The sequence below is a fragment of the Bradyrhizobium sp. BR14999 genome, from assembly GCF_056106085.1.
In genome coordinates this window covers 1,293,681-1,313,968 of sequence record NZ_CM148536.1, presented here as the reverse complement: position 1 = coordinate 1,313,968, position 20,288 = coordinate 1,293,681, and the positions used below count along the sequence as shown (strand labels likewise).

Genomic DNA, 20,288 nt, shown 5'->3' with positions numbered 1-20,288 from the left:
CTCTCGACCGCGCCAGCGGAGTTGCCATATGACCGGACCATGGACAGTCGCATCGAAACCTCTTCGCTCGCCGCCACCACGGCGGACACCATCGCCATCTCCAACGTCAATCTCTCATTGGGCACGGGCGCGGCACGCGTTCACATCCTCAAGGATATCAGCCTGCGCGTGGGCCGGAGCGAGACGATCGGCCTGATCGGCCCGTCAGGCTCGGGCAAATCCACGCTGCTGATGGTGATGGCGGGGCTGGAGCGTCCTGATAGCGGAGAGGTGGTGGTCAACGGCACGCCTTTCAATGCCCTCGATGAGGATGCGCTGGCCCGCTTCCGCGGCCGCCAGGTCGGCATCGTCTTTCAGTCCTTCCATCTGATCCCGACCATGACGGCGCTTGAGAACGTCGCCGTGCCGCTCGAGCTCGCCGGCAATCCCGATGCCGCAACGCGCGCGGCGCAGGAGCTACAATCGGTCGGGCTCGGCGATCGCCTGCATCACTATCCGACGCAACTCTCCGGCGGCGAGCAGCAGCGCGTTGCGCTGGCGCGCGCGCTGGCGCCCGATCCGGCGATCCTCGTCGCCGACGAGCCGACTGGCAATCTGGATGAGACAACCGGAAAGCAGATCATCGATCTCCTGTTTAGCAAGCATGCCGAGCGCGGCATGACCTTGGTGCTGGTCACGCACGATTCCTCGCTCGCGCATCGCTGCGATCGCGTCATCCGCCTGCGCTCCGGGCGCATCGACACGCAGTCCGCGCCCGCATGAGCACGGCTGCCGAATCGTTCGCGAGGCCTGGTGCCGTCGCGCTGTCACTGCGCTACGCGCTGCGCGAATTGCGCGGAGGCCTGCGCGGCTTCTACGTCTTCATCGCCTGCATCGCGCTCGGCGTGATGGCGATCGCCGGCGTCGGCTCGGTCTCGGCGAGCCTCTCCGACGGTCTTGCGCGCGAAGGCCGCACGCTGCTCGGCGGCGACGTCTCGTTCGTGCTGTTCCAGCGCGAGGCCAAGCCGGAAGAGGTCGCCTTCCTGCGCTCGCGCGGCACCGTGTCGACCGCCGCGACCTTGCGCGGCATGGCGCGCTCGACTGATGGCAAGCTCGCGCTGGTCGAGATGAAGGCGGTCGACGACAGCTATCCGATGCTCGGCCAGCTGAAACTGGCGCCGCCGCTGCCGATGTCCGATCTCCTCGCCGAGCATGACGGCGCGTTTGGCGCCGCCGCCGATCCGACGCTGCTGGCGCGGCTCTCGCTCAAGACCGGCGATCGCGTCACCATCGGCTCGGCGACGTTCCAGATCCGCAGCACCGTCGAGGCCGAACCCGACAAGCTCGCCGGCGGCATCGGCTTCGGCCCGCGCTTCCTGATCAGCCAGGCGGGCCTGCGCGCCACCGGCCTGATCCAGCCCGGCAGCCTGGTGCGCTGGGTCTACCGGGTGAAGCTGCCTGACGCCGCCAACAGCGAACGCGCCACCGAAACCTTTATCACTGATGCGCGCAACGCGGCGCCGCAGGCCGGTTGGGAGATCCGCAGCCGCTCCAACGCCTCGCCGCAGCTCGAGCGCAACATCAACCGTTTCACTCAGTTCCTGACGCTGGTCGGCCTCGCCGCGCTGCTGGTCGGCGGCGTCGGCGTCGCCAATGCCGTCAAGAGCCATATCGACCGCCGGCTCGAGGTGATCGCGGCTTTCAAGGCCGTCGGCGCCACCGGCCGCGACGTGTTCGGCATCTATCTCGCGCAGGTCATCCTGCTCGCCGCGATCGGCTCGGTGATCGGCCTTGCGCTCGGCGCCGCGATGCCCTTCGCCATCGTCGGCCTGTTCGGCAAGCTGTTGCCGCTGCCGGTGGTGCCGGCCGTGCATGCCGACGAGCTAGCGCTGTCCTTCGTCTATGGCCTGCTCACCGCATTGGCTTTCGGCCTGCGGCCGCTCGGCCGCGTCCACGACGTGCCGGTGGCCGCGCTGTTTCGCGACACCATCAGCTCGGAATGGCACCGGCCGCGCTTAGGCTATCTGGTGTTCATGGGCGTCGTGATCGTCCTGCTCGTCGCCGTCGTGATCGGCCTGTCCTTCGACAAGCGCATCGCCGTGGTGTTCGTCGCCTCCTCCGTCGTCGTGTTCGCCCTGCTGCGCGGCATCGCCGCGCTGCTGATGACCATCGCACGGCACCTGCCGCGGACGCGGCTGCCGATGCTGCGGCTGGCTATCGCCAACATCCACCGGCCGGGCGCGCTGACGCCGTCCGTCGTGCTGTCGCTGGGGCTCGGGCTCGCCGTGCTGGTCACCATCACCCAGATCGACGGCAATCTGCGCCGCCAGTTCCTGGCGTCGCTTCCCGAGCAGGCGCCATCGTTCTTCTTCATCGACATCCCGAGCGCGCAAGCCGAGCAGTTCGACCTCTATCTGCGCCAGATTGCCCCCGGCGCCAAGGTCGAGGACGTGCCGATGCTGCGCGGCCGCATCGTCGGCGCGCGCGGGTTGCGCGCCGAGGAGCTCAAGCCCTCGACCGATTCCGAATGGGTGCTGCAAAGCGACCGTGGCCTGACCTACACCGGCGAGCTGCCGAAGGGGTCCAAGGTGGTCGAGGGCGAATGGTGGAGCGCCGACTATTCCGGGCCGCCGCTGGTCTCGATCGAAAAGAAGATCGCCGACGGACTCGGCCTCAAGCTCGGCGACGAGATCGTGGTCAACGTGCTTGGCCGTGACATCCCGGCTAGAATCGGCAATCTGCGCACCATCGACTGGCAGGGGCTCGGCATCAATTTCGTCCTCGTCTTCTCGCCGAACGCCTTCAAGGGCGCGCCGCATACCCATATCGCAACGCTGACCGAAGCCGGCAGCAACGCTGCGGGCGACGGCAAGATCATCAAGCAGGTAGCCGACGCCTATCCGATGGTGACGAGCGTGCGCGTGCGCGAGGTGATGGAGACGGTCGGCTCGGTGGTGACCAACCTGGCGCTCGCGATCCGCGGCGCCAGTGCGGTGACCCTGATCTCGGCGATCCTGGTGCTCGGCGGGGCGCTCGCCGCCGGCCATCGCCACCGGGTCTATGATGCGGTGATCCTGAAGACGCTGGGCGCGACGCGGCTGCGGCTGCTCGGCGCCTATGCGCTCGAATACCTCCTGATCGGGCTCGCCACCGCAATGTTCGGCGTGATCGCCGGCAGCATCGCGGCCTGGATGATCGTGACGCGGCTGATGACGCTGAGTTTCGTTTGGCAGGCCGGCAGCGCCGCCGGCGTGGTCGCGGCCGCGCTCGTCGTCACAGTCGGGCTCGGGCTCGCCGGCACGCTGCTCGCGTTGAACAAAAAGCCCGCGACGGTGTTGCGGAATTTGTGACAAAAGGTAGCGGCGCGGGAGCGGAATCGCACGATTCCTGCGATTAACCACGTCCGCCCGTCAGGATTGTGGCCGAGGGCGACATTCGGCCGCGCGTGGACGGTTGCAGCGAATGTGTTAGTTTCCCACATATCGAGTGGGTTCGGAGCCCCGATTGTGAGCCAAAATTTAGTCGGCTGGGATCGGTATCCGAGATAGAACTGACGAACCGGCGGCGTGGCGACCCTCATGCCGGACCGGACCAACCAACGGGAATTCGACCATGTCGGACCTAGACCGTAACTACGCTTCTCCTTTCGGCAGGGCCGCCGGGCGTGTTGACGCCGCGACGGTCGATGCCGGCCTGCGCGCCTATATGCTGCGCATCTACAATTACATGAGCATCGGCCTGGCCATCACGGGCCTTGCCGCGCTCGGCGTCTACATGGCCGCCGTGACGGACGTCCCGACGCCGGAAGCCGTCCGTGTCGGCAAGCTGTTCCTGACGCCGTTCGGCTACGCGATGTTCGTGAGTCCGCTCAAGTGGCTGTTCATGCTGGCGCCGCTCGCGATGGTGTTCGTGATCTCGGCGGGCATCAACCGCCTGGCACCCTCGACCGCCCAGATCCTGTTCTGGGTGTTCTCGGCACTGATGGGCATCTCGCTGTCGTCGATCTTCCTGGTGTTCACGCACACCTCGATCGTGCGGGTGTTCTTCATCACCGCGGCGACCTTCGGTGCGCTCAGCCTCTACGGCTACACCACCAAGCGTGACCTGACCGGAATGGGCTCGTTCCTGTTCATGGGCCTGATCGGCATCATCATCGCGAGCCTCGTGAACCTGTTCCTGGCGAGCTCAATGCTGCAGTTCATCGTATCGGTGGTCGGCGTGCTGGTGTTCGCGGGCCTCACCGCCTGGGATACCCAGCGGCTGAAGAACGACTACATCTACGGCTACGCCTCGGCCGGCGGTGACATCGCAGAGCGTGCGGCCATCACCGGCGCGCTGTCGCTGTACCTGAACTTCATCAACCTGTTCACGCTGCTGCTGCAGCTCCTCGGCCAGCGCGACTAACGCCAGGACGAGGGAACGACATGAACCCCGGCCGAAGGGCCGGGGTTTTTGTTTGGGCCGGGCTGTACCCACAGGCACCGTCATTGCGAGGAGCTCTTGCGACGAAGCAATCCAGAGTGCCTTCACGGATGCATTTCTGGATTGCTTCGCGGAGCCTGTCATCGGGCCGCGCGTTGCGCGGACCCGGTGGCTCGCAATGACGCCGGAGAAGCAGCGGAGCCCCTTCCAGCCGCCGCGGGAAGCCTCTATCCTTCCCGCCATGTCCGCACCTGAAATCAGGCCCACCACCGAGGCCGACCTTCCCGCCATCACCGCCATCTATCAGCAGGCCGTCCGCGAGGGCACCGCGACGTTCGAGCTGGAGCCGCCCGACCTTGCCGAGATGACGCGGCGCTATCGCGCGCTGACCGACGGCGGCTATCCCTATTTCGTCGCCATCCTCGATCGTCGCGTGGCCGGCTATGCCTATGCCGGGGCCTACCGGCCGCGGCCGGCCTATCGCTTCACGGTCGAGAACTCGATCTATCTCGATCCCTCGTTCCACCGCCGCGGTGTCGGCTCGCTGCTGCTGGAGCGGCTGATCACCGAATGCGAGGCGCGTGGCTTCCGCCAGATGATCGCCGTGATCGGCGATTCCGCCAATGCCGGCTCGATCGGCGTTCACACCAAGAGCGGCTTCAAGATGATCGGCACGCATCCCAATGTCGGGCTGAAATTCGGCCGCTGGCTGGATACGGTGATGATGCAGCGGGATCTCGGCGAGGGCGCGAGCACGGTGCCGGGGAAATAGATGCCGTAGCCCGGGTGAGCGAAGCGATACCCGGGAACGGTGCAAGCAAAGTCCCGGATGTCGCTTCGCTCATCCGGGCTACGAAAGCCTCACACCACCGCCAGCTTCCGATCGATCACCAGCAGCACGCGCTCGAGCTCGTGACCGCGGCGCAGGATCAGGCCGGTCGCCGAGATCACGCTGTACATGCCCTGCTTGCGCGCAAGCCGCGGGTCCTTTTCGATCCGATAGATCGGCACTTCCGAGGCGCGGCGATAGACCGAGAACACGGCGCGGTCCTTCAGGAAGTCGATGGCGTAGTCGCGCCACTCGCCGTCGGCGACCATGCGGCCGTAGAGATTGAGAATCCGGTGCAGCTCGAGGCGGTTGAACGTCACCCGATTCGGCTGCGTCGTCGCAGCGGCGGGGCGCGCCGCCGCGCGCTGCTCGCTCGGCTCGGCATCCTCCGACATCAGATTCATGGGAAGCGCCTCCTCATCGCACGGCATGACCCGTGTCCGCGACAACCGGAACCTCTGGCATCATGACAGTTGCATGATTGCGCCAACCGGTCCCTACCGCAAGGGGCCTCCCCGTTCGACTCATCGAATCGGGACACACGCAATGGTGGAACTTTGTCGCGGCAAACCGTCACGGGATCGTTAGCAGGAATCATAGTGTCGCCGCTTTTCCGCCTAGCGACTGCCGCCCTGCACTGCGAAAAGGCTCATGTGCGTTGGCCCGGTCCTTCGGTTCCGGATTCCTCAGCCCCCAGCCCCCCGGGGTCGACAGGATCGGGTCTGTACGCGCGACAAGGAGGGCCAACGCAAGTTGGTCCTTTTTTGTTTGTGTCGGGATGTTTCCGACTCGCCGAGCCTTCGCTCTCCTCATGCGCCGGCTCTCCCCCTCATCCTGAGGGCCGCGCTCGCGCGGCGTCTCGAAGGATGAAAGGCCGAGCTGCATCCGCCGGGCCTGCTTGGTTCGTGACGCGCGCAAGGGCGCGCTCCTCACCATGAGGAGTTAGAGCGAGCGCGACGCGGGTGAGCGAGTGAAATCAGTGCAGCGACGTGTACGCCGCGCCCAGCATTGCACCCGGCTTCTCTCGGTTGCCATCCTGAACATAGACCACCGCGCCGTCGACGCCGTCGCGCGTGAGGTTCTCGATCGGCACCGTCCAGCTTTCCGGACGGCCGGTCCAATCGCCGACCTTGAGCAGGTTGCGCACCACGTTGTGGTAGGTGATCTGCTGTCCGCGATTTTCGCCGCGGGTGATCGTGATCGGCACCGACTTGGCGATCGAGCAGATCCAGACCTCGCCATGCGAGACCGTGGGCTCGTTGCTCGCGGCCACGGAGACGCTGATCTGCTTGCCCGCAAGCGACATCGTCACCGGCACGCTCATCACGCCCATGCCCTTGTCGGTCTTGCCGATCGCATTCTCGATGCCGGTGCGATCGCTCCCGATGACATGGGTCGAGCCATTGACGACGACCTGCGGCGTGTAGACCTCGCGGTCGCCGCGCATGCGCGAGTAGGCACGCTGCCGCGCAGAGAACCGCGAATCGGCCAGCGTGTCCTTCCAGCCGAGATAGTCCCAATAGTCGATCGGCATGCTCAGCGCGATGACCGAGGGATCTTTGGAGAGATCGCCGATGACCTTGTCGGCGGGCGGGCAGGACGAGCAGCCCTGCGAGGTAAACAATTCGACAACGGCGCGGGGATCAGCCCCGGCAGGGCGGATGACGGCGACGATCGCACAGATGCCGAGAGCACCCGACCAGAGGGCACTGGACCAACGTGAAATCGGATGAGAAGCCGTCATTGTTGTCATGTCGAACGCCGCACACCATTGCTCGTGAGAGGGAATCTTATCGCCTGATGGTCACCGTAATCTTACGGGGCGCAGCACATTCATCCGTCCAGGAGGAGGTTTTCCACCGGCCGGGCCCATCCGAAACGTGCCGCAAAACGCGCGAAGGCGGCCTTTTGATAGGCCGCCTTCGTTCTGGCTTCTACTCACTTCGCAGTGAGCCATCGTTCACAAATCCGCGCTTACGCCGCGAGCTTGCGCAGGACGTAATGGAGGATGCCGCCATTGCGGTAGTAATCGAGCTCGTCCAGCGTATCGATGCGGCAAAGCAGCGAAACGCGGTGCAACGAACCGTCGCCGGAGACGATCTCCGCGGTCAGCTTCTGGCGCGGCTTGAGGTCGCCGACGAGGCCGCGCAACGTGACCTTCTCGTCACCCTTCAGACCCAGCGACTGCCAGGAAGTGCCGTCCTCGAAGGTCAGCGGCAGCACGCCCATGCCGACCAGGTTCGAACGGTGGATGCGCTCGAAGCTCTGGCAGATCACGGCGCGAACGCCGAGCAGGCGCGTGCCCTTCGCGGCCCAGTCGCGCGAGGAGCCGTTGCCGTATTCAGCGCCGGCGAACACCACCAGCGGCACCTTCTCTTCCTGGTACTTCATCGCGGCGTCGTAGATCGACATCTGCTCGCCGTCCGGCCAGTGCTTGGTCAGACCGCCTTCCGGAATGTTGCCGTCGGCGCCCTTCAGCATGAAGTTCTTGATGCGGATGTTGGCGAAGGTGCCACGCATCATCACTTCGTGGTTGCCGCGGCGCGTGCCGTACTGATTGAAGTCGGCGGGGCGCACCTGGTGCTCGCTGAGATATTTGCCGGCGGGCGAGGTGAGCTTGATCGAGCCGGCCGGCGAGATGTGATCGGTGGTGATCTTGTCGCCGAACATGGCGAGGATGCGCGCCTCGACGATGTCGGTGACCGGCTCCGGCTCCTTCTTCATGCCGTCGAAATAGGGCGGGTTCTGCACATAGGTCGAAGACATGTTCCAGCGATAGGTCTCGCTCTCGACCGTCTTGATCTTGCGCCAGTTGGTGTCGCCCTTGAACACGTCGGCATACTTCTTCTTGAAGATCGACGCGGTCACGAACTTCTTCATGAAGGCGTTGATCTCCTTCGTCGTCGGCCAGATGTCCTTCAGGTACACCGGCTTGCCGTCCTTGCCCTCGCCGAGCGGCTCCGTGGCGAGATTCTTGGTCACGCTGCCCGCGAGCGCGTGCGCGACGACCAGCGGCGGCGAGGCCAGATAGTTCGCCTGCACGTCCGGCGAGACGCGGCCTTCGAAATTGCGGTTACCTGAGAGCACGGCAGCGGCGACGATGCCGTTGTCGTTGATCGACTTCGAGATCTCTTCCGGCAGCGGACCGGAATTGCCGATGCAGGTGGTGCAGCCGAAGCCGACCAGGTTGAAGCCGACCTTGTCGAGATCTTTCTGCAGACCGGAATCGGCGAGATAGCCCGCGACCACCTGGCTGCCCGGGGCAAGCGAGGTCTTCACCCACGGTTTGGCCTTGAGGCCCTTCGCAGCCGCGTTGCGCGCAAGCAGGCCGGCGCCGATCAGCACGCTCGGATTCGAGGTGTTGGTGCAGGAGGTGATCGCCGCGATCACGACGTCGCCGTGACCGATCTCGAAGTCCTTGCCTTCGACGGCAAAGCGCTTCTCCGGCTCCTCGGCCTTCTTGTACTCGCTGCTGAGCGCGAGCGAGAAGCCCTCGGCCACCGACGGGAGCGCGATACGGCCTTCGGGACGCTTCGGACCGGCCATCGAGGGCACGACGTCGGCGAGGTCGAGCGTCAGGGTTTCCGTGAACACCGGATCGGCCGACTTGGCGGTGCGGAACAGGCCCTGCGCCTTGGCATAGGCCTGAACCAGCGCAACGCGCGCCGAGGCGCGGCCGGAGGTCTTGAGATAGTCGAGCGCGGCGGCGTCGACCGGGAAGAAGCCGCAGGTCGCGCCATATTCGGGCGCCATGTTGGCGATGGTCGCCTTGTCGGCGACGGAGAGATGGTCGAGGCCCGGGCCGAAGAATTCGACGAACTTGCCGACGACGCCAAGCTTGCGCAGCATCTGCGTCACGGTCAGCACGAGGTCGGTCGCGGTGACGCCTTCCTTCATCGCGCCCTTCAGCTTGAAGCCGACGACATTGGGCAGCAGCATCGACAGCGGCTGGCCGAGCATGCAGGCTTCCGCCTCGATGCCGCCGACGCCCCAGCCGAGCACGGCCAGACCATTGACCATGGTGGTGTGGGAATCGGTGCCGACCAGCGAGTCGGGATAGGCGACCTCGAACGTGCCGGTCTTCTTGCCGACCGTCATCTTCTCCTTCTTGGTCCAGACCGTCTGGGCCAGATATTCGAGATTCACCTGGTGGCAGATGCCGGTGCCGGGCGGCACGACCGAGAAGTTCGAGAACGCCTTCTGGCCCCACTTCAGGAACTCGTAGCGCTCCTGGTTCTGCTTGTATTCCTCGGTGACGTTCTTGCCGAAGGCCTTGTTGTCGCCGAAGAAGTTCACGATCACGGAGTGGTCGATGACGAGGTCGACCGGGACCAGCGGATTGATCTTCTCAGCATCGCCGCCGAGCTTCTGCATCGCGTTGCGCATCGCGGCGAGGTCGACCACTGCAGGCACGCCGGTGAAGTCCTGCATCAAGACACGCGCCGGGCGGAACGCGATCTCATGCTCCAGCGACTTCTTGCGCAGCCATTTCGAGACGGCGACAATGTCTTCCTTCTTGACCGAACGGCCGTCCTCGTTGCGCAGCAGGTTCTCGAGCAGGACCTTCATCGAATAGGGAAGTTTCGAAATTCCCTTCAGACCATTCTTCTCGGCCGTGGGCAGGCTGTAATAGACATAGGTCTTGGCGCCGACCTTGAGGGTCTTTTTGCATTTGAAGCTGTCGAGCGAGGTCATGTAGGAATCCCAATTGTTAGTTATACCCGGCAGGGTATTTTAACACCGTCAGCGTATCAGGCTTGGCCGCTTGCAGGGGCAGGTTGAGTTGCTGCATCAAGTAGTTCCGGGCTTATAGAAGCTTTCTAACCGCGCCGCCACAGCCACAATCGTGCCGCGCCAATCCGCGAGCCAAAAATTCCCATGCGCTACCCCAAGTTTTCCTGAGGCCTGGCTTTGAGCGGGTTGAAACGAGGCGAGATGCGGCTTTCAGGTCACGGGCTCAGATGCGTGCGGGGTGGCCGCGAGGTGTTCGCCGGCCTGGATTTCGCGGCTGCCGCGGGCGAAGCCCTGGCGGTGATGGGTCGCAACGGATCGGGCAAGACCTCGCTGCTGCGGCTGATCGCCGGCCTGCTCATTCCGGCCGGCGGGACGATCGCGCTGGACGGGGGTGATGGCGAGCTGACACTGCCGGAGCAATGCCACTATCTCGGCCATCGCGATGCCCTGAAGCCGGCGCTGAGCGTTAAGGAAAATCTGGCATTTTGGGCTGAATTTCTCGGCGGCGAGCGACGCGATGCCGCCGAGAGCCTCACCAAAGTCGGCCTCGACCACGCCACCCACCTGCCCGCCGCCTTCCTCTCCGCCGGCCAGCGCCGCCGGCTGTCACTGGCGCGGCTATTGACCGTGCGCCGCCCGGTCTGGCTGCTGGACGAGCCGACCACGGCGCTGGACGTGGCCGGCCAGGACATGTTTGCCGGATTGATGCGACAGCACTTGGCAAGCGGCGGCCTGATCATCGCCGCCACCCACGCCCCGCTGGGGATCGACGCGCGAGAGCTGCGGATCGGGGGTGTGGGGTGATGCGGCCTGACCCTCAGCTTTTTTCAGGCGGCCAGCCCGCGCGAGGTGCTCCATGACCGCCCTGTCGGCCCTCATCCGCCGGGACATCCGGATCGCGCTCCGCGTCGGCGGCGGGGCGCTGATTGGCGTGCTGTTCTTCCTGACCGTGGTGGTGCTGATGCCGTTCGCGGTGGGGCCGGATCTGGCGCTGCTGTCGCGGCTCGGGCCGGCCATTCTCTGGCTCGGGGCCTTGCTCGCGAGCCTGCTGACCCTGGACCGGCTGTTCATGGCCGACCATGAGGACGGCTCGCTCGACCTGATCACGATGAGCCGGACGCCGCTGGAACTCGCCTGCGCCGCCAAGGCGCTGGCGCATTGGCTGGCGGCCGGCCTGCCGCTGATTGTCGCAACCCCCGTGCTCGGCCTCTTGCTCAACCTCGACATGGTCGCAACCGGCGCGGTGGCGCTGACGCTGCTGGCAGGAACCCCGGCGCTCACCTTCACCGGCATGATCGGCGCGGCACTGGCGGTGACCCTACATCGGGGCGGACTGCTGATGGCCGTGCTGGTGCTGCCGCTGTCGATTCCGGTGCTGATTTTCGGGGTCGCGGCCTCGCAGGCGGTGATCGTCGGTCCGATGACGTTCGGCGCGCCTTTCTCGATCCTGTGCGCGCTATCGCTGGTCAGCCTCCTGATCGGACCCTTCGCGGCGGCGGCGAGCCTGCGGCATGGACTCGACTGAGATGGACCCGACTGAGATGGGCCCGCCTGACCTTGACCCGCATCAACTTTCGCGACGTGCTTTCGTGCTGATTGCCTGAGCGCTTCCGGATGATTATCAGAATACCATGACGCTGATCGACCTCGCCAATCCCACGCGGTTCCTCGCGCTGACAGCGCGTCTGCTGCCGTGGCTTGCGGCTGCGACCGTCATCCTGCTCACCATCGGTCTGTACCAGTCAGCGCTTGCGCCCGACGACTACCAGCAGGGCGCGACGGTGAAGATCATGTTCATCCACGTGCCCAATGCCTGGCTCTCGATGTTCGTGTGGGGCGTGATGAGCATCGCCTCATTGGGCACGCTGGTGTGGCGGCATCCGCTCGCCGACGTCGCCGCGAAAGCGGCTGCTCCGATCGGCGCGGCCTTCACCTTCCTCGCGTTGCTCACGGGCTCGCTGTGGGGCCGGCCGATGTGGGGCACTTACTGGGAGTGGGACGCGCGGCTGACTTCGGTGCTGATCCTGTTCCTGATGTATCTCGGCCTGATGGCGCTGTGGCGCGCGGTCGACGATCCCTCGCGCGCGGCGCGCGCCGCGGCGGTGCTGACGCTGGTTGGCGCCATCAACCTGCCCATCATCAAGTTCTCCGTCGACTGGTGGAACACGCTGCACCAGCCGGCCTCGGTGATGCGCATGGGCGGCTCGACGCTCGACAAGTCGTTCCTGCTCCCGCTGCTGGTGATGGCGATCGCCTTCACGCTGCTGTTCGTCACGCTGCACTTGGCTGCGATGCGCAACGAGATCCTGCGCCGCCGCGTCCGCTCCCTGCAAATGATGCAGGCGAGCCGCGTCGCGTTTTCGAGCGAAGTGGACGCCGGTTCGCGTGAAGAAAACGCGTCAAAAGAAGCTGGAGCTGCGTGATGATGGCGCTCGGTCCTTACGCGTCGTTCATCGTGACCTCATATGCCGCAGCGGCCCTCGTGGTCGTGATCCTGATCGGCTGGGTCGTGCTCGACTATCGCAACCAGACGCAGCGCCTGCGCGAGCTCGATCGCAGCGGTGTGACCCGCCGCTCGGGCCGCAGCGCGACGGATCGATCATGAGCAATCAATCGAGCCCGGCGACGCCGCAGCGCCGCACCTTCCTGATGGCGCTGCCGCTGATCGCCTTCCTCGGCCTTGCGCTGTTGTTCTGGTTTCGGCTCGGCAGCGGCGATCCCTCGCGGATTCCGTCCGCACTGATCGGGCGACCGGCGCCGCAAACGCTGCTGCCGCCGCTCGAGGGATTGCAGGCTGACAATGCGCCGGTGCCGGGGCTCGATCCCGCCGCGTTCAAAGGCAAGGTCAGCCTCGTCAACGTCTGGGCGTCCTGGTGCGTGCCGTGCCATGACGAGGCGCCGCTCCTGACCGAGCTCGCCAAGGACAAGCGCTTCCAGCTCGTCGGCATCAACTACAAGGATGCGGCCGACAACGCCCGGCGCTTCCTCGGACGCTACGGCAATCCCTTCGGCCGCGTCGGCGTGGACGCCAACGGTCGCGCCTCGATCGAATGGGGCGTCTATGGCGTGCCCGAGACCTTCGTCGTCGGGCGCGAGGGCACCATCGTCTACAAGTTGGTCGGACCGGTCACGCCGCAAAACCTCAAGACGGTGCTGATGCCGGAGCTGGAGAAGGCGCTGAAGGCGGGATCTTAGCCAAGCCCGTCATTGCGAATCAAAGACCCGGCGCCCCACACACAGCTGTCATGCCCCGGCTTGACCGGGGCATCCAGTACGCCGCGGCTTATCGATTCAGCCACAGACGGCTCGGAGTACTGGATCGCCCGGTCAAGCCGGGCGATGACACCGAATGTGTGGCGAGCGCTCACCGGTCACCCCTTGCTCACATCTCCCGCCTCGGCCTCGCTCGCCTCCAGCGACACCGGCTCGAGGTGATAGCGCTTGATCAGCGGCATCTGGATCATGCCGAAGATAGCGGTCAGCGGAAGGACGCCGAAGACCTTGAAGTTCACCCAGAAGTCCGTGCTCTGGGTGCGCCAGATGATCTCGTTCAGCACCGCCATGCCGGCGAAGAACAGCGCCCAACGCAGCGTGAGGATGCGCCAGCCGTGCGGCGTCAGATTGAACACCTGGTCGAACATCACAGCGATGAAGGAGCGGCCGAACAGCAGGCCGCCGCCGAGGATCGCGGCGAACAGGCCGTAGATGATGGTCGGCTTGACCTTGATGAAGGTCTCATCGTGCAGCACCAGCGTCAGCGTGCCGAACACCAGCACGATGACGCCCGTCACGATCGCCATGATCGGGATGTGGCGCGTCACCACATAGGAGGCGACCATCGCCGCCACGATCGCCACCATGAAGGCGCCGGTCGCGGCAAAAAGGTTGAACTTCGCATTGACGAAGAAGAACACGAGCAGCGGACCGAGCTCGGTTGCAAGCTTGAACAGCGGATGCGGCTGGGTCTTGTCCATTCTCAACTTTCGATTCCGGCGATCGCGCGGGCGAAATCGCGCGCGGTGAAGGGCGCGAGATCGTCGACGCCTTCGCCGACGCCGATGAAATGCACTGGCAGTTTGAATTTCTCCGCCAGCGCCACCAGGATGCCGCCGCGCGCGGTGCCGTCGAGCTTGGTCATCACGAGGCCGGTGACCCCGGCGGTGCGATGAAAGGCCTCGACCTGCGACAGCGCGTTCTGGCCGACGGTGGCATCGAGCACCAGCAGCACCGCATGCGGCGCGGTGGCATCCACCTTGCGAATGACGCGCACGACCTTCTCGAGCTCGTTCATCAGCTCGGCCTTGTTCTGAAGCCGGCCCGCGGTGTCGATCAGGAGCACGTCGATGCTCTGCTCCTTCGCTGCCGTCAGTGCGTTGAAGGCGAGGCTTGCCGAATCCGATCCTTGCGCGCCGGCAATGACGGGCGTCTTGGTGCGCTCGCCCCAGATCTTGAGCTGCTCGATCGCCGCTGCGCGAAACGTGTCGCCGGCGGCCAGCATCACCTTGCGGCCTTCGGACGCGAACTTTTGCGAGAGTTTTCCGATGGTCGTGGTCTTGCCGGAGCCGTTGACGCCGACCACGAGGATGACGAACGGCTTTTTCGCTGCATCGATCTCGAGCGGCTTCGCGACCGGTACGAGCACCTTCTCGACTTCGGTCGCGACCACGTCCTTGACCTCGTCCGCCGAGATCGCCTTGTCGTAGCGCCCCGCGCCGACGGCGTCCGCGATCCGTACCGCGACTTGCGTGCCGAGATCGGCGCGCAGCAGCACGTCCTCGATGTCGTCGAGCATGGCGCGGTCGAGCTTGCGCTTGGTGACGAGGTCGGCGACCGCGGTCCCGAGCGAGGACGACGTGCGCTTCAGCCCGTTGGACAGGCGGCGCCACCAGCTCAGCTTGGGGGTCTCGGAGGTATCGTTCATGGCGGGGGTGTGTTAGCCGTTCCGACGATTAAACGAAAGTCTTGCAATTGCTCGATGTTCCCGAATTGACCGCCGATGAAATCTTAGGCCGCGTGCTCCATCGCGACGGCTTGATGCTGGTCATCGACAAGCCGGCCGGCCTGCCGGTCCATCGCGGCCCCAAGGGCGGGGCGAACCTCGAAGCCTCCTTCGACGCGCTCCGCTTCGGCCTGCCGCGACCGCCGGTGTTGGCTCACCGGCTCGACAAGGCTACCTCCGGTTGCCTCGTGCTTGGCCGCCACCGCAAGGCGACAGCCTCGCTCGGGCTCCTGTTCAAGCACGGCAAGATCGGCAAGACCTACTGGACCGTGGTCGAGGGCGGCCCTGCTGAAGACGAAGGCAGCATCGACATGCCGCTCGGCCGTCTCAACGCCGAGCGCGGCTGGTGGCAGAAACCGGATCCGGAAGGGCAGAAGGCGATCACCAATTGGAAGGTGATGGGGCGCGGCGCGGGCCTGACCTGGCTCGCCATGGAACCGGTGACCGGACGGACCCATCAATTGCGGGTGCATTCGGCCGCGACCGGCTGGCCGATCGTCGGCGATAACATTTACGGCACCGGCCCGCGCTTCGGCGAGCCGCGCCTGCACCTGCATTCCCGCGAAATCGTGGTGCCGATCTCCCGGAACAAGGACCCGATCCGCGTCGTGGCGCCGGCCCCGCCCCACATGCACGAGCGGCTCCGTGCCTGCGGATGGAACGGGGACTGAACCTCTCCCGCTTGCGGGAGAGGTCGGCGCGTAGCGCCGGGTGAGGGTTCTCTCCTCTTGGGGAGTCCCTCTGGAGGGAGCGCACTGACGCTGCGGCGGCATCTCGCTAAAGCTAGTCGGCCTCAGGCCATGGTTTACGAAACGTTCAGCGCTCGCCTCTAATGATAGCGGTTGCTTAGAACAAGCTTCCGTAACCGCTCAGGACGAGCAGCGCGTGATGTCCAAGGCCGAGCTATCGATCGTCGACGAGGTCGAATCCGCGATACGGATGGGCTCGCCGGAAAAGGGGTTGGAGACGGCCCGGCGCGTCACCGACCTGTTCCTGGGTTCCGCCGGCAGCTTTGACGACGAGCAGATCGCGCTGTTCGACGACGTGCTCGAGCGCCTGATCGGCACCATCGAGCTGCGCGCCATCGCCGACATCGGCGCCCGTGTTGCGCTCGCCGAGATCAGCGCGCAGCTTGCGCCGATCGCGCAGGCGCCGCCATCCGTGATCCGCCGCCTCGCCAACAATGACGAGATCCGTATCGCCGGACCCGTGCTCCAGGAATCCGCCCGCCTCGACGATGGCGAGCTGATGAAGATCGCATCGAGCAAGGGCGAGCCGCATCTGCTCGCGGTCGCCGGCCGCTGGTGGCTGAAGGAGATCGTCACCGACGCGCTGCTGGCACGCCGCTATCCCAGCGTCAGCCGGCGGCTCGCCACCAATCCCGGCGCCCGCGTCTCCGGCAGTGGATTCGCCATCATCGTCGGACAGGCCGAAAGCGATCCGGAGCTCGCAATCAGTGTTGGCGTCCGCGTCGATTTGCCGTCGGAGCTGCGCCGCCAATTGCTGCGTTCGGCGAGCGACGCCGTGCGCACCCGCCTGTTGTCACGCGCGCCACCGCACCTGTTCGAGGAAATCCAGAGCGCGATTGCCGCCGTCACCGTCGGCGTCGAACGCGAGATGTCTGGCGTGCGCGACTTCGAAGGCGCCAAGCGGGCCATCGCAAATCTGAAAGCGCACGGCCGGCTCAACGAAGCGACGCTGTTCAGCTTCGCCAGACAGCGGCGCTATGAGGAGACGGTGGCGGCGCTTGCAGCGCTGTCCGAATCAACCGTCGAGGTGATTCGCCCGCTGATGCAGAGCCTGCGCGACGACGGGCTGCTGGTGCCGTGCAAGGCCGCGCAGCTCGGCTGGGACACCACCGCCGCCGTGCTCGAAAGCCGTTACGCGACGGGCGCGATGAAGCCGGCTGATCTCGCGCGGGCGCAGGGTCATTTTGCGAGAATGACGCCGGAGAATGCGCGGCGCACCCTGCGGTTCTGGCAGGTGCGGGCGTTGTAGAGGCGCGCGCTTTAGGGGCCCGCATCCACACTCCCAGTGTCGTCCCGGCGCAGGCCGGGACCCATAACCACAGGGAACAGTTTGGCGAGGGCTAGCAGTTACTCTGCTTTGTCGGGACAGGCATCGCGCATCACCGATAGATGACGCGGTATGGGTCCCGGCCTTCGCCGGGACGACGATGGGGATGTAGCGCGACGCGACGCGCGACAGCTGTTTACGCCGTCAGCCGCTCGCCATCACTGCCGGCAATCATCAGCGGCACCACGCTGCCCACACGTTCGCCCGCAATCGCCACCGGCAGATAATGCTCCGTGCGTCCCTGCCCCTCGCTCTCGATCAGCACCTCGCGCGTTGCGCCGATCTCGGCTTGCAGGCGCTGCCGCAACGCCGCCTCGCCAACTGCACGCAGTCGCCGCGCGCGTTCCTTGATCGCGCCGCCTGCAACCTGCGGCATTCGCGCGGCCGGCGTGCCGGGGCGTGGCGAGTAGGGGAAGACGTGCAGGAAGGTGAGGCCGCATTCCTCGACGAGATCGAGCGAGCGCGAGAGCATGTCCTCGGTCTCGGTCGGGAAGCCCGCGATGATGTCGGCGCCGAAAATGACGTCCGGGCGCAGGCGGCGCACCTGGTCGCAGAACGCGATCGCATCCTGTCGCGAATGCCGCCGCTTCATCCGCTTCAAAATCATGTCGTCGCCTGACTGTAGCGACAGGTGCAGATGCGGCATCAGACGCGCATCGTCGGCGATGGCATCCAGCAGATCGTCATCGGCCTCGATCGAATCGATCGAGGAGATGCGCAGGCGCTTCAATTCCGGCACGTGCCGCAGGATCTGCTTGGTCAGCATGCCGAGCTTGGGCGCGCCCGGCAGGTCAGCGCCGTAACTGGTGAGGTCGACGCCGGTGAGCACGATCTCGGCATGGCCGCGCAGGGCCAGCGCCCGCACCTGTTCGACCACCGCGCCCATTGGCACCGAGCGCGAGTTGCCGCGGCCGAACGGGATGATGCAGAAGGTGCAGCGATGGTCGCAGCCGTTCTGCACCTGCACGAAGACGCGCGGCAGGCCGGTTGCAAAGCCGTCAACGAGATGCGGCGCCATCGCCTTAACCGCCATGATGTCGCTGACGGCGATCTTCTCGCTGGCGCCGATGTCGAATGCATCGCGCGCATCGCGCCATGCGGACGAGCGCAGCTTGTCGTCATTGCCGACGACGCGATCGACTTCGGCCATAGCGGCGAACATCGCGGCTTGCGTCTGCGCCGCGCAGCCGGTGACGACGATGCGGGCACCGGGCCGCTCGCGCTTCAATTTGCGGATCGACTGGCGCGCCTGCGCCACCGCCTCATTGGTGACGGCGCAGCTATTGATGACGATGGTGTCGGAAAGGCCCGCGCTCTCCGCCTCGCGGTGGATCACCTCGGCCTCGAAGGCGTTGAGGCGGCAGCCGAAAGTGACGACGTCGACGGCCATCAGCCGACCGGCGCGAACAGCGCCGGATCGAAATTGCCTTCATATTCGAAGGTCGCGGTGCCCGTCATCAACACATGGTCGTCGCGCTCGCGCCATTCGATGCCGAGCTTGCCGCCGGGCAGCGTGATCTCGACGTTGCGATTGGCGCGCTTCAGCCGCGCCGCGGCGACGGCCGTGGCGCAGGCCGCCGAACCGCACGCCTTGGTCAGGCCGGCGCCACGCTCCCAGGTGCGGATCGTGACGTGGTCGCGATCGACGATATGGGCGAGCGTGATGTTGGCGCGCTCGGGGAAGATCGGATGGTTTTCGAGCAGCGGACCGAAACGCTCGAGATCATAGGCGTTGACGTCTTCGACCCAGAAGACCGCGTGCGGATTGCCCATGCTCACCACGGACGGCGAGTGCAGGATCGGATTGTCGATCGGCCCGATCTGCAACTCGATGTAGCGGGTGTCGCGAAACTCTTCCGCCAGCGGAATGTCCTGCCAGCCGAACTTCGGCACACCCATGTCGACGGTGTAGAGGTCGGGCGCGGGGCCCTGCCAGCAATTGAGCAAGCCCGCTGCCGTCTCGAATGTCGCGGTGGTCTGTCCGCTCTTCTCGAAGATGCGGCGCACCACGCAGCGCATGCCGTTGCCACAGGCGCCGGCCTCGGAGCCGTCATTATTGTAGATGCGGATGAAGGCTTCGGTGCCGGCCAGCCGCGGCTTCTGCAGCACCATGAGCTGGTCGTACGCCACGCCGCCGTTGGCGGACGCCACCGCCCGCGCGTCGTCCGGCGTCACCCGGCTTGCGGAATCGCGCATGTCGACAACGACGATCTCGTTGCCGATGCCGTTCATCTTGGCAAATGCGTGGTTGGCCAGCGCGCTCATGAAAATTCCCGAATTTCGCCCGTCTTATATGGCGATCCTTGCCGGCTTGGCCAGCGGTTTGCTGCGAAGCGCCCTGGAGGCCGCCCATGACGCATCTGTCATGGGACGAATTTGGCGCTCGCGTGTTAGAACTGCGCCGCTCGCGCGACCGGGAGGCGCGGCGGGGGTGCAGGACGGATTTAGGCCTTGGGACGCAAGGTCTTGGGGAGAGTAAAATGATCAGTTTTCGTCGTCTCGCTTTGGCCGCGTTGATCCCGGCAGCGGCCTTGTCGTTTGGCCTGTCCGGAGTTCTGGCGCAAACACCGAGCCCGGCGCCGGCGGCGTCGGCAAGCCCCTCGCCGGCGCCATCGGCTTCGCCTTCCCCTGCCGCGAGCGCCTCGCCCGCACCCGCTGCGACCCCCTCCCCCGCGGCCAGCGCCTCACCCGCGCCCGCGGCAACACCGTCGCCTGCCGCCAGTGCCTCACCCAGCCCGGCGGCGCCCCCACCCGCGGCAGCCGCCACCCCCGCCCCGGTGCAGACCGCCGATCCCTTTGGCCTCGAGACCGTGCTCGAGCCCAAGAAGGTCGTGATGGTCAAGGGCACTGCCAATTGGGACTCGGCCTTCGACACACTGATCGAGGCCTTCAAGGCGCTGAACGCGCTCCTGGACAAGCAGGGCATCAAGCCATCAGGCAATTCGATGATCGTCTACACCTCCACCGACGACACCGGCTTCACCTTCCTCGCCGAGATCCCGGTCGAGCAGGATCCGAAGAACCTGCCCAAGGATATGAGCATCGGAAAATCGCCGGAGGGCAAGGCGCTGAAATTCGTCCATCGCGGCTCCTACGACAACATGGACAACACCTATGAGGCGATCACCAACCACCTCGACGACAAGAGGCTGGAAGCCAAGGACACCTTCATCGAGGAGTACCTCACCGATCCGCTGAAGACGGCCGAGGACAAGCTCGTGATCAATGTTTTCGTGCCGCTGAAGTGAG

19 protein-coding genes are annotated in these 20,288 nt (G+C 65.6%); 12 read left to right on the top strand and 7 right to left on the bottom strand.

Translation table 11 applies throughout. The features are described 5' to 3' along the window. Positions 1-39 precede the first annotated feature (39 nt). The 4 genes from ACR9YP_RS06195 (at position 40) to ACR9YP_RS06180 (ending at position 5,173) form a co-directional block, all read left to right on the top strand. On the top strand, positions 40-762 hold the full coding sequence (locus ACR9YP_RS06195; protein ID WP_474219219.1) for an ABC transporter ATP-binding protein: 723 nt from the start codon (positions 40-42) through the stop codon (positions 760-762). After that, entirely contained in the window at positions 759-3,329 is a 2,571-nt protein-coding gene (locus ACR9YP_RS06190) for an ABC transporter permease (RefSeq protein ID WP_438103598.1), read from the top strand. The genes ACR9YP_RS06195 and ACR9YP_RS06190 overlap by 4 nt, the downstream gene beginning before the upstream one ends. Before the next feature lie 262 nt (positions 3,330-3,591). Next, positions 3,592-4,383, top strand: a complete 792-nt coding sequence (locus tag ACR9YP_RS06185) for a Bax inhibitor-1/YccA family protein (RefSeq protein WP_025575992.1) — start codon at positions 3,592-3,594, stop codon at positions 4,381-4,383. Between the two features lie 259 nt (positions 4,384-4,642). After that, a complete protein-coding gene (locus tag ACR9YP_RS06180) occupies positions 4,643-5,173 on the top strand; it encodes an N-acetyltransferase family protein (protein WP_474219217.1) in 531 nt (176 codons plus the stop codon). A gap of 89 nt (positions 5,174-5,262) precedes the next feature. On the opposite strand, the gene ACR9YP_RS06175 is transcribed toward ACR9YP_RS06180, so the two are convergent. The 3 genes from ACR9YP_RS06175 to acnA form a co-directional block, all read right to left on the bottom strand. Beyond that, complete coding sequence (locus ACR9YP_RS06175) at positions 5,263-5,634, bottom strand: DUF2794 domain-containing protein (protein ID WP_128930646.1); 372 nt, start codon at positions 5,632-5,634, stop codon at positions 5,263-5,265. 572 nt (positions 5,635-6,206) lie between these two features. Continuing rightward, positions 6,207-6,983 (bottom strand): DUF1223 domain-containing protein, encoded by a 777-nt coding sequence (locus ACR9YP_RS06170; RefSeq protein WP_438103599.1) that lies wholly within the window; start codon positions 6,981-6,983, stop codon positions 6,207-6,209. 221 nt (positions 6,984-7,204) lie between these two features. Continuing rightward, a complete protein-coding gene (acnA, locus tag ACR9YP_RS06165; protein WP_474219215.1) occupies positions 7,205-9,925 on the bottom strand; it encodes an aconitate hydratase AcnA in 2,721 nt (906 codons plus the stop codon). Positions 9,926-10,165: 240 nt separating this feature from the next. On the opposite strand from acnA, the gene ccmA reads away from it, so the two are divergent. From ccmA to ACR9YP_RS06140, 5 genes are all read left to right on the top strand, one after another. After that, entirely contained in the window at positions 10,166-10,768 is a 603-nt protein-coding gene (gene ccmA, locus ACR9YP_RS06160) for a heme ABC exporter ATP-binding protein CcmA (protein WP_438103601.1), read from the top strand. A gap of 52 nt (positions 10,769-10,820) precedes the next feature. After that, positions 10,821-11,489, top strand: coding sequence for a heme exporter protein CcmB (gene ccmB / locus ACR9YP_RS06155; RefSeq protein ID WP_438103602.1), 669 nt, complete (start codon positions 10,821-10,823; stop codon positions 11,487-11,489). Between the two features lie 106 nt (positions 11,490-11,595). Further along, complete coding sequence (locus ACR9YP_RS06150) at positions 11,596-12,387, top strand: heme ABC transporter permease (protein ID WP_438103603.1); 792 nt, start codon at positions 11,596-11,598, stop codon at positions 12,385-12,387. After that, positions 12,384-12,569 (top strand): heme exporter protein CcmD, encoded by a 186-nt coding sequence (ccmD, locus tag ACR9YP_RS06145; protein ID WP_091893065.1) that lies wholly within the window; start codon positions 12,384-12,386, stop codon positions 12,567-12,569. The genes ACR9YP_RS06150 and ccmD overlap by 4 nt, the downstream gene beginning before the upstream one ends. After that, positions 12,566-13,159 (top strand): DsbE family thiol:disulfide interchange protein, encoded by a 594-nt coding sequence (locus ACR9YP_RS06140; protein WP_128930639.1) that lies wholly within the window; start codon positions 12,566-12,568, stop codon positions 13,157-13,159. Before ccmD ends, ACR9YP_RS06140 begins: the two co-directional genes overlap by 4 nt. A 176-nt stretch (positions 13,160-13,335) precedes the next feature. On the opposite strand, the gene ACR9YP_RS06135 is transcribed toward ACR9YP_RS06140, so the two are convergent. Together ACR9YP_RS06135 and ftsY are read right to left on the bottom strand one after the other, a co-directional pair. Continuing rightward, complete coding sequence (locus tag ACR9YP_RS06135; protein WP_438103604.1) at positions 13,336-13,938, bottom strand: septation protein A; 603 nt, start codon at positions 13,936-13,938, stop codon at positions 13,336-13,338. Positions 13,939-13,940: 2 nt separating this feature from the next. Beyond that, positions 13,941-14,885 (bottom strand): signal recognition particle-docking protein FtsY, encoded by a 945-nt coding sequence (gene ftsY, locus ACR9YP_RS06130; RefSeq protein ID WP_438103605.1) that lies wholly within the window; start codon positions 14,883-14,885, stop codon positions 13,941-13,943. Positions 14,886-14,932: 47 nt separating this feature from the next. Here ftsY and ACR9YP_RS06125 point away from each other — a divergent pair, with 47 nt between their 5' ends. Both ACR9YP_RS06125 and ACR9YP_RS06120 read left to right on the top strand, forming a co-directional pair. Further along, positions 14,933-15,634 carry an RluA family pseudouridine synthase gene (locus ACR9YP_RS06125; RefSeq protein WP_438110458.1) on the top strand — a complete coding sequence of 234 codons (702 nt, stop codon included), beginning with the start codon at positions 14,933-14,935 and terminating at the stop codon, positions 15,632-15,634. Positions 15,635-15,851: 217 nt separating this feature from the next. Next, positions 15,852-16,961 (top strand): DUF2336 domain-containing protein, encoded by a 1,110-nt coding sequence (locus tag ACR9YP_RS06120; RefSeq protein WP_438103606.1) that lies wholly within the window; start codon positions 15,852-15,854, stop codon positions 16,959-16,961. Positions 16,962-17,175: 214 nt separating this feature from the next. Here the strand turns inward: ACR9YP_RS06120 and mtaB are convergent, their stop codons facing one another. After that, complete coding sequence (gene mtaB / locus ACR9YP_RS06115) at positions 17,176-18,429, bottom strand: tRNA (N(6)-L-threonylcarbamoyladenosine(37)-C(2))-methylthiotransferase MtaB (protein WP_438103607.1); 1,254 nt, start codon at positions 18,427-18,429, stop codon at positions 17,176-17,178. Beyond that, a complete protein-coding gene (dapF, locus tag ACR9YP_RS06110; RefSeq protein WP_091893052.1) occupies positions 18,429-19,304 on the bottom strand; it encodes a diaminopimelate epimerase in 876 nt (291 codons plus the stop codon). The genes mtaB and dapF overlap by 1 nt, the downstream gene beginning before the upstream one ends. A 215-nt stretch (positions 19,305-19,519) precedes the next feature. On the opposite strand from dapF, the gene ACR9YP_RS06105 reads away from it, so the two are divergent. Then, on the top strand, positions 19,520-20,287 hold the full coding sequence (locus tag ACR9YP_RS06105) for a GyrI-like domain-containing protein (RefSeq protein WP_438103608.1): 768 nt from the start codon (positions 19,520-19,522) through the stop codon (positions 20,285-20,287). Position 20,288: the final 1 nt, after the last annotated feature.